Genomic DNA, 9,512 nt, shown 5'->3' with positions numbered 1-9,512 from the left:
GAATCCGCATTTACATATTAACTATGTACCAAATTTCGAAAGTAGTCGAGGATTAACGAGGCGTGTCGGAATGGATAGAGCTTTGCAGCAACAAGGTGTAGAGGGAACGGGAAGAAAGTTAATTGCACATTGGAGAGAATTAGAAACGGCCTATATTGAGAAATTAGCGAAAGAACACATTCCAAATTTTGAACGTGCCAATGTAGGTTCACATAAATACATGAAAGTCCGTCAATACAAGGAATATGCAGAAACAAAATCAATTGTTGAGAATCAAGTACAAGAAAAAGAGACGCAGTTACAAACGATTGACCATAACTTAAAAAATGTTGAAGAGAAAACAAACGAATTACAAGTAGTGAAAAAGAGTTTGGAAAGCGATGTCGTTGATAAGTACAAAGAATTAGAGGTAGTGAAACAACAAGTAGAGAGTGAAAGTGAAAAGCTACAGCTAATTGGCCAGTGTCATATAGAGTTAGAAAAAAGAGTAGAACAAATGCAAAAAGAATTAGATAGTGCTACGGATCAAGTGCCAGATGAACCTGTTAAAATTCCATTTTTACGTAAAGAAGTAGTAGTAGAAGTACAGGATAAAATGTTTGGAAAAGCTGAAATCACGAAGAAACAGACAAGAAATTATGTGTTATCGCCAGAACAAATGCGAGAAGTTACAAAACAAGTGAATGCAGCGGTTACTATCAAAAAAGATTATGAGCGTTTGAAAGAAACAGATTTTGTGAAAGAGAATGAGAGTTTAAAAGTACATGCGGAGGGGTGGATGGAAGGCAATCGAATATTGAAACAGGAAAAAAATCAGTTGCAAAAAGAAGTTAGTGCATTAAATAAAGAAATAGGCTTGTTAAAGGTTCATATAAAAGATTTACAGGCAAACATAAAGGTTTTATATCAACAGACAAAAAAAGTCTTTAAAGAGAAATTTAAGGCGTTTAGAGGGATTGTGAAAAATGAATTAGATAATAAGGGTGTAAGTAATCAATTTGAGGATGAACATAAGAGAGAAATGACTAGACAGAGAGGATATGACATGGAGCGTTAGAAGGTTTTTTGAAAAAGTTAGTGATTTTTTTAGGGAAACTTTGTTTGATAACCTTTTGAGAGAATATGTGTGATAAAATTAAAAAAACGAGCCATGTTCCAGCATGACTCGTTTCAAAGGGTATTTCAGCAAAAATACCTAAAGTTATTCATCTGATTATAGATTATCATAATTTGATTCATAATCAAATAGCAAAAAATAGGTGTTTTTGTTGATTCCCTCAATTAGAGGAGGAATTGACATAATGAAAGATGAAAATGAACAAACTTTAGGACAAGCTTTAAATCAAGCTAATAGAAATGCTAGAAAAAGAGATTTTGAGAAAAATGGAAAACAAAGGGATCAAGCTGAAGAACTTAAAAAATCTCTTTTACAACAGTTAAAAGAATTAACTGGAGAAGATCATTACGTTGGAACTAATAAAGATCCATTTGCTGGTGAACCATTTAATCAAGTAATGCATAGAAATTTAGATTTATTGAATAGTATTGGTTATTTAACTCAAGCAGAAGAAAGTTTTTTATTTAGAATTCAAGCTTATTTGGAATTTAGAAGTAATGTCATTATTTGTAGAGATGATAAATTTAAAAGGAAACGAAATAACGTTGAGGATGATTTTGAATTACCAAAAGCCGCAACTGTTTCTGAGATTGCTGTAATGATAGGGAAATCAAGAGAAAAAACTTCTTTGGTTATGAATTCATTAAAGAAAAAAGAGATTTTACTTAATCCAGAAGGTGCTGGAAAAATTATTGAAAATGGTCGTACTGTAAGCCCTAGAACATGGATAATAAATCCTTACATAATGATTTGTGCACCTCGAAAAAATGAAGTGAAACTTGATAAATTGACAATGAGATTGTTTCAACATTCTTTGAAAAATCTTAAAGATCAAAATGGCAAAAAGGTGAAATTGCCAGCTAGATTTTTCTAGACTGTATCAAGTTGATACAGTCTGTTTTTTTATGTGTTTTATAACGTATTTGTAATTTTTTAGGTGTGACGAAAACGTCACAAAAAGGGTTAAAAGTGTGACGAAAACGTCACACCCCAAAAAGTGCTATAAACCCTTGGTATAACTGGATTTATAGCACTTTTTAGTAATCGTCTCTATTATCACTATTATTAAAGGGCTAAAAGTTCCGTAAGGAACAGGTAGTATTTTTGAGCAAACAACGCTCAAAAATCTCCACCTTCATAATAAAAAAAGTCGGTTCGTTAATCCTCACCTAAAAGCTAACGCTTTTCTTTTTTTATTATGTCCTTGCAAAACTTTTTTCGGCTGGTTTTTAGCTTTCGCCAAGCCGAACATACCAAAAACGAGGATTTAGGTTGTTCGACTTGAACTAGCAATTATACCAGCCGAACCGCCTAGATCCATCGATCAAAACAGTCAGCTTTTTCTATATTCAGTTACGTTAAGTTCGTGGGGGTTAGTCCCCACACGACTAGCCAGCACTCACACCCAAAAACAAGGGGAAAAATCAAACATTACATCTTTTAAATTGTAAAATATACCTTTACAATATTCTGTAAATAATTGTAAGGAAGTGAACTGTAATGAAGTTACCAAAATGTATTAATTGTAATTATAAACTTTCTTGGCCACAGACATTTAAGCAAACGATGATTGTAAAAAAAGACCCTTTACAATGCCCACAATGCCATCATAAATTATTTTTTACTCCTAAATCTAAAAAGAGGATATTTCTCTTAGTAGCACTTCTCCCTATCTTATTTGTAATTTTGATCGCCCTACAAATTTCAACGATAATATCTGTTTCTTTATTAATTATCTACTCTATTTTAGTTATGTTAGTGGTACCATTTCTTATTGAGGTAACAAAAAATGAAGAAGCTTTGTTTTGATGAAATGATAATATAGGTAAAGTGATTTTGATTTTAAATGGCTCCTCGGCTTGCCTGAGGGGCTTTTTCGTCAAAAAGGCAAAAATAAGACTATGCTAAGCAAAAAACAAAATAAGCTGCCCATACGGACAGCTTATTTACATAATTTTCGTTATTGGAAGTTAGTTTATTAAAAATTTTTTAATGGTTTTAACAACTTTATTTGTTTCCTCAATATCAGGAAAATGTGCACTATGTTCAAATACAACAAGATGAGAATTCTCAATGTTGTTTGCTATTTCTTTACTAATTTCAATCCCAGTATTACGATCATGCTTTCCAACAATGATTAATGTATCAACTTTAATATTCTCTACACGTTCAATAAGTGGTATAAATGGTTGATTTTCAAAGAGAGTTTTTGCTACTATTCCTGTATTAATTAATCTACTTTCTTCCCACAAACTACGATTTAGTTTGGCAAATTTCTGATCAATAAACAACAAGCTATCCACTGTGTCTGTATCAACTAATTGCCAAACTTGATTATATTTTTCTTTTAAGGATATTTTTGAATTACATAGAGTATCTATACGTTGTTTAACTTCACCTTGTGCTATTGCTGAAAAACCGTTTAATTGAATGTTATACATGCGTTCATAATCTCCTATGGACGGTGCCTGTAATATTAATTTTTCAACAAATTTAGGATATTTCAAAGCATATTCTAGACATAATTGTCCACCAAATGAATAACCCAATAAATGTATTTTTGGTATTTCTAATACTTTTTTTAATTCCTCTAAATCCTCTACAAGAGTATCTATAGAATAGTCATTATCATTGTTTGGTGCTTGAGAACGGCCCGATCCCCTTTGTTCGTAATAAATCACTGTTAAAAATTCTTCTAGTTTCACTCCTATTGTTCGTTCAAATACATAATGATTGCCACCAGGACCACCATGAACAATAATTAAAGGAATTGTGTTATGTTTAGATCCTGCAATTTTACACCAGTGTTTTATCCCCTGAAGTATAAGATATTGTTCGCCATCTTTTAGTTTACTAGTAATCACTATTTTCCCACCTTATGTTGATTTTATAGATTCTATTTTTATATGTATTAGATTCTTATTTAAAGATTGAAATCCCTGTTGTATATTCTATACATGTTCAGTTAACATAACGTCCTATTATCGGTAGCAAGAAAAAGGCGAATTCCCTTTGAAAGTAGGGATTCGCCTTTTTCTTTTTCTATAACCCTATTCATCTTTTTATACATTCTTGTCCTGGCGTGGGTTCAGGGCTCTTGTTTGTTACTGTATTAGCCCAAAAACTGTATAAAATCTTGCATACTCTTAGCGTGGTTTTTTTCCGAAATGCTGGCGATACCCCATCACTATCAAACTAAGACTTAGGAAATTTTCAGGGGAGTGGTGTAGATTATTTAAGAATTTACATACATCATAAATCCTAATGGGGTTTGTTTTTTTCAATTAAGCCGCTCGATCTTTAGAAATGGTACAATTGTAATTGACACCTAATATATCAAAGACTGTTTTTTCTCTTATTGATGAAATCAAATTGGTTGAAAGCGCAGGTTACCTATTAGAAAAGGAAAAAAGGATCATATAAGGAATTGTTGTACTGCACTGATAAATTATACCTGTTTTTAAAAAGAACATAGAATTTATGCTTAAATTATTAAAGAGCGCAAATGTCGAGCTGCTCTATAAAAGTTATATTGCAAATGGCTCTTCATAGTAAAGGAGGATTAATAAATGAGAAAAATAACGAAAGTATCATTGATTTTAATTTTTTGTATAGCGATCGGTGTTTTAACAGGTTTTAAAGTTGGGGATTACCTCGGGAATCACAAAGAGGAGGAAATGATCAACTCGGTTAAAGGGGAAAAAGTCGAAGTGGCAGTGGAAGCTGAAAAACGCATAAATGATACAATGCTCAAAATGACTAATCAAAAGGTGTTATCCGATAAGAAAGAGGGCTTTATCAAAATGAGTGCCGAGAATATTCAAGAAGTAAAAGAGGCAATCACTAAAAGCACTCCAATGTATGTAAAGCATTTAGGAGAGTATCGTATGATCATCGATCGATGGGAACACGGGGATTTTTCTCAAATAGTTAAAGAGCATAATATGTTGAGTAAGTGGAAAGATGGGAACGACGGTAAAGCATATAAAGAGGCTACGCCAGAGCAAGAAAAGGAGTATCTCTTGAAACAAGCAAAAGCTGAATTAAATAAATAATCTACAACAAACAAAGGGTGAAAAAATCGCTCTTTGTTTGTTTTTAGTGTTTATAGGTGAAATGTTGCAAATTGGGTGTTTTTGCCCATCCCCTCGAAAAGGGGGAATAAGAAAAAAATATCGTGAAAATTCCTTATAAATAAGGATTTGGGGTTACTTTAAAAAATATATGTTTCAAAATATATACAATTACATTGACATATTTCAAATATTATTAAGTTGTATTTTTGAAACGAAAAATCCTAGTTTTTCAGCTATGTCAAAAAGTACACTTTATGACATAGTGTATAAATTTCTAATGAATTAAGCTAATTCCCCCATTTCGGGGATTTGGGCAAAAACACCCTATAAATAAAAAAGAATTTAAAACAAGTGATACGTGAATTATTAGGAAAAAGGGTATATCATTGCTATAGCGAATATATTTTTGAGGTGAGACGCTATGAAGACGTTATATAGTCCTGGCGAAGTGGCAGAGCAATTAGGTATCCAATCTAGTACATTACGTAAGTATGCTGATGTACTAGAAAAAGAGGGTTATACTTTCATAAAGAATGAACGTGGGCATAGGAAGTATAGAGAAAGTGATGTAATGGTGTTTCGCAAGGTTATCAACCTAAAGAACGACACAGACATAACATTAGAAAACGCCACAAAACAAATAGTATCATGGCATCAAGGCGTTGAGGTATTGCCATTAGAGCGACACGAAATTGAGCGCTATGAAGAACCGAATTTCAACGCTACAACGCTACAGATGATGCTTCAAGATCAAAATGAGGTCATTGAAAAGCAAAATGAATTACTACAAGAATTAAACAGACGTTTAGTTGAACAAGACCAGCGATTTGCACAAAGAGAATCAGAGTTATTGAGCGCCATACAAACGATACAGGAATCCCAAACGCTTATAGCGACGAATACTAGTGAAGACGTAGCGAAGAACCAGGGACGCGATGAAATGCTCATGCAAACAATAAGGGAAGTCCAGGAAGTTAAGAAGATGATTGCAGCAAGTAAAGATAAGAAATGGTATGAGTTTTGGAAATAATCTATTGAAATTTGATTAATTATTTTTCGCCAACTCTAAAAAATATAGAAAAATGAATATAAAAGTAAAGCTTAGATTTATATGAGAACCCTGAGCTTTTTTGGATACTACTGATAATCGGATTTTATGTTAACTTTTTTATGATATTGTTTAAATTAGTATAGTTGTTATATGATAAATTTGTTGTTTTAGCAAATTATAAAAGAGGTATTATGTTATGAAGTTTGAAGATAAACGTATGTTAGGTATCCAATTAGGCTGTTTAATTATGACAGAGGAAAATCAATACTTAGTTATTAAAAAAAATGAAGTTTATTCTTTATTAAATCTTAAAACCGTAGAATCTGTAACATTTGAAGTTCCTTTGGCGAATCTAGAAGAAATGTTATTTGAAGATTTAAAGGAAACTATTCAAGATATTATTGCTCCTGAACATATCAAAATTGTAGCTAAAAATATTGTATAGTTTGATGAAAAAAGCCAGTTTTTTAACTGGTTTTTTTTATGTATTTTTTTATTTGAGTGTATTTTTTTCTTTGTTCATGGTCATTTGAATGTATACTTTTCTAGTCATTTTTGAGGGGAATAGGTAAGTTGCAATAAATTCAATGTTTAAGGGGATTTGAAAGTAAACTAATATTGAAAAGTTTACATTCGAGAAAAGTAAAAAAGAGTCCTATGTTTATGGGATTCTTTTTTTGATTTCTGATAACATTGTATTAATTAAATATAGAGGGTGATTTAGTAAGGATTTAAATATGTAAACCATTAGTTTACATGTATTAGATTAATGGTTTCTTTATTGATTAAGGGTTTATATGTAATGATTTCTTAGAGGTGAATAATATGAATTTAGGTTCGCAATTGAAAAAGCTTCGTGAATCAAAAAGTTTTTCACAAGAAGATGTGGCTCGAAAGGTTGGAGTGACTAGACAAGCTGTTTATAAATGGGAGAGCAATAAAAGTTATCCTGATATTGATAATTTGATTTTACTTAGTGAATTATATGAAGTAACAATTGATGAGTTAATAAAGGGATCAGAGGATGCTAGGGAGGAGTTAGATAAAAAGGATAAGGATGAGTGTGAGGACGATGAGGATGAAAATGATTTTGGCTTTTTTATAGGTATTATTCTTATATTTATAGGGATATTTATTGGAATTGAAGGAATTTCTTTATTTATAACTATATTGGGAATGCTGATGATGGTATTTTATAGTGATGTAAAAAAAGCAATCATTAATGAATTTAAAATAAAAAGAAGACCGAACTAGATTGTTTTTCTAGTTTGATCTTCTTTTTATTTTATGTAAACAAATATCTAAAAGTTTACTTTCATACCAAGAAAAAGAGTTCTAAATTAATAGGACTCTTTTTTAATTTAAATAGGGGTATTATTACTTGTTTTTTTAGTGAAAATAAAATAAGTGATTAAGAGTATGCTGATTATATAATGTAGTGTGATTATCCAAAAATCACGAGTGATAAATGTTACTGTTATAGTTAGAGAAAGATTTATTAAAGCAAATAGTAGATATAAAATTGTTTCTTGTTTATTCCACTTTTTTCTGTTAATAAGAATATAAATAAGCCCTATCAGAGGAAAAATAAAGCAAAATAAAAAGATTAATTTATCTTTGAAATTCCAAGATGTTAAATTTTTTGGTTGCATTCAAGTCTCCTTCCTATTATATATTTAAATAATTAATACATATTTTACCACAAACGGTTAATTTAATATTGATTTCGGGATATTAAATGTTTAATTAATAAGGTTATCTTGAGATTGTATATATTCTTGATAAATCTTTTGTGAATCTATTTCTGAAATGTTTCGTTTTTTCATTTCAGTTTTAATGAGATCTATTTCTTGATACATAGCTGTTGAAAGAATTCCTTTTTCTATGTTTTTATTAATTTCTATAAAAAAACCTACTAAAAGAGCATCTGATAATTGTTTATATAAAGACAAAAATGTTTCCTCCTCATAAAAAAATCATACAGATAAAACATTGTTATTTTCTATATATTCTTTAAAAAAATTTCACCCTGGTTTACTTAGACGGAATATTGGGGAACAAAATTAATAATTGTATCTGTGTATATACTATATCTTAATTTCATAATTTCAGTATATATATAATATATTTCAATTTCTAATGTAAACAAATATTCAAAAGTTTACTTTCATAAATGATAACAATAGTCTAATTATTTAAGGTTAATTTAAGTCAAAAGAGATTTTCTCCATTACACTCCGAAATTCGGTAGGTATGAGCATATCGCCAAGCCGAACATACCAAAAACAAGGGGCACACATTACCTCTTTTAAATTGTAAAATATACCTTTATAATTTTCTGTAAATAATTGTAAGGCGGTGAACGATAATGAAGTTACCAAAATGTATTAATTGTAATCATAAACTTTCTTGGATACAGACATTTAAGCAAACGATGATTGCAAAAAAAGACCCTTTACAATGTCCACAATGCCAGCATAAATTATTCTTTACTCCTAAATCTAAAAAGAGGATATTTCTCTTAGTAGCACTTCTCCCTATCTTATTCGTAATTTTGATCGCTCTACAAATTTCAACGATAATATCTGTTTCTCTATTAATTATCTACTCTACTTTAGTTATGTTAGTGGTACCATTTCTTATTGAGGTAACAAAGAATGAAGAAGCTCTGTTTTGATGAAATGAGAATATAGACAAAGTGATTTTGATTTTTAAAAGTCCCTTGGCTTGTTTGAGGGATTTTTTGTTTTTTTGGTGTTTTTGTAAAGGAATTATAAAGGGTTAGTGAGGAACTAGATAAGAGGTAGTTGCATGAGGTATGTCAACGGTACCGGACCGAACCCGAAAGGGAGCGGGAGGATAAGGAGTTGACATACTCACTATGCAACCCTCTTGCAGAACCAAAACGCCCATCGTTTTGGCCTGCCAATCGGCGAGGGAGCCCCTCAGGGATTGAGGGGTTGGGGAGTTGGATAAAAGGGGGTCTGGGGAAGAGTTCCCCAGTGGGTTTGGGCAACGCCCAAGGTTTGGTTTTTGCCATGTAGAACATGGCTCGGCAACGCCGAAAAGCGTCGCAGACCCCTATCGATTTTGATACGTAGTGTCAAAATAAGTATAGGGTTACGTCAATTGACACAATTTCGTCGCCTTGCTAGACTTATTGTATCAATTAATCTAGGGGAAGTGGTGGCACTTTATGTTGTTCTCTATCTCATTTAATCAATCTCACCAAAGTTCATTAAGCCATAATAACAGAGAAAACATTTAT

Annotated in this window: 10 protein-coding genes; 8 read left to right on the top strand and 2 right to left on the bottom strand. The window is 31.4% G+C overall.

Annotated elements, in window-relative coordinates:
- The 3 genes from SB773_RS29475 to SB773_RS29465 form a co-directional block, all read left to right on the top strand.
- On the top strand, positions 1-1,057 hold a 1,057-nt coding region (locus SB773_RS29475; RefSeq protein WP_410593732.1), incomplete at its 5' end, for a mobilization protein.
- A 244-nt stretch (positions 1,058-1,301) separates the two neighbouring features.
- Positions 1,302-1,991, top strand: coding sequence for a Rep protein (locus SB773_RS29470; protein WP_410593730.1), 690 nt, complete (start codon positions 1,302-1,304; stop codon positions 1,989-1,991).
- Positions 1,992-2,617: 626 nt separating this feature from the next.
- Positions 2,618-2,926 carry a TIGR04104 family putative zinc finger protein gene (locus SB773_RS29465; RefSeq protein WP_048557823.1) on the top strand — a complete coding sequence of 103 codons (309 nt, stop codon included), beginning with the start codon at positions 2,618-2,620 and terminating at the stop codon, positions 2,924-2,926.
- A 161-nt stretch (positions 2,927-3,087) separates the two neighbouring features.
- Here the strand turns inward: SB773_RS29465 and SB773_RS29460 are convergent, their stop codons facing one another.
- Complete coding sequence (locus SB773_RS29460; protein WP_410593728.1) at positions 3,088-3,981, bottom strand: alpha/beta fold hydrolase; 894 nt, start codon at positions 3,979-3,981, stop codon at positions 3,088-3,090.
- Between the two features lie 705 nt (positions 3,982-4,686).
- Between SB773_RS29460 and SB773_RS29455 the strand changes: the two genes are divergently transcribed.
- From SB773_RS29455 to SB773_RS29440, 4 genes are all read left to right on the top strand, one after another.
- On the top strand, positions 4,687-5,172 hold the full coding sequence (locus SB773_RS29455; protein WP_002130387.1) for a DUF6241 domain-containing protein: 486 nt from the start codon (positions 4,687-4,689) through the stop codon (positions 5,170-5,172).
- 442 nt (positions 5,173-5,614) lie between these two features.
- On the top strand, positions 5,615-6,223 hold the full coding sequence (locus SB773_RS29450) for a DUF3967 domain-containing protein (protein WP_002192157.1): 609 nt from the start codon (positions 5,615-5,617) through the stop codon (positions 6,221-6,223).
- Positions 6,224-6,440: 217 nt separating this feature from the next.
- Positions 6,441-6,689 (top strand): hypothetical protein, encoded by a 249-nt coding sequence (locus SB773_RS29445; RefSeq protein ID WP_002192158.1) that lies wholly within the window; start codon positions 6,441-6,443, stop codon positions 6,687-6,689.
- 380 nt (positions 6,690-7,069) lie between these two features.
- A complete protein-coding gene (locus SB773_RS29440; RefSeq protein ID WP_410593725.1) occupies positions 7,070-7,498 on the top strand; it encodes a helix-turn-helix domain-containing protein in 429 nt (142 codons plus the stop codon).
- Positions 7,499-7,986: 488 nt separating this feature from the next.
- On the opposite strand, the gene SB773_RS29435 is transcribed toward SB773_RS29440, so the two are convergent.
- Positions 7,987-8,196, bottom strand: a complete 210-nt coding sequence (locus tag SB773_RS29435; protein ID WP_002192166.1) for a hypothetical protein — start codon at positions 8,194-8,196, stop codon at positions 7,987-7,989.
- A 416-nt stretch (positions 8,197-8,612) separates the two neighbouring features.
- Between SB773_RS29435 and SB773_RS29430 the strand changes: the two genes are divergently transcribed.
- Positions 8,613-8,921 (top strand): TIGR04104 family putative zinc finger protein, encoded by a 309-nt coding sequence (locus SB773_RS29430; RefSeq protein WP_410593723.1) that lies wholly within the window; start codon positions 8,613-8,615, stop codon positions 8,919-8,921.
- The last annotated feature ends 591 nt before the right edge of the window (positions 8,922-9,512 follow it).

It is taken from the genome of Bacillus sp. SIMBA_074 (genome assembly GCF_046534555.1).
GTDB classification, from domain to species: domain Bacteria; phylum Bacillota; class Bacilli; order Bacillales; family Bacillaceae_G; genus Bacillus_A; species Bacillus_A mycoides.
This window is presented reverse-complemented; position numbering and strand designations above follow the sequence as displayed.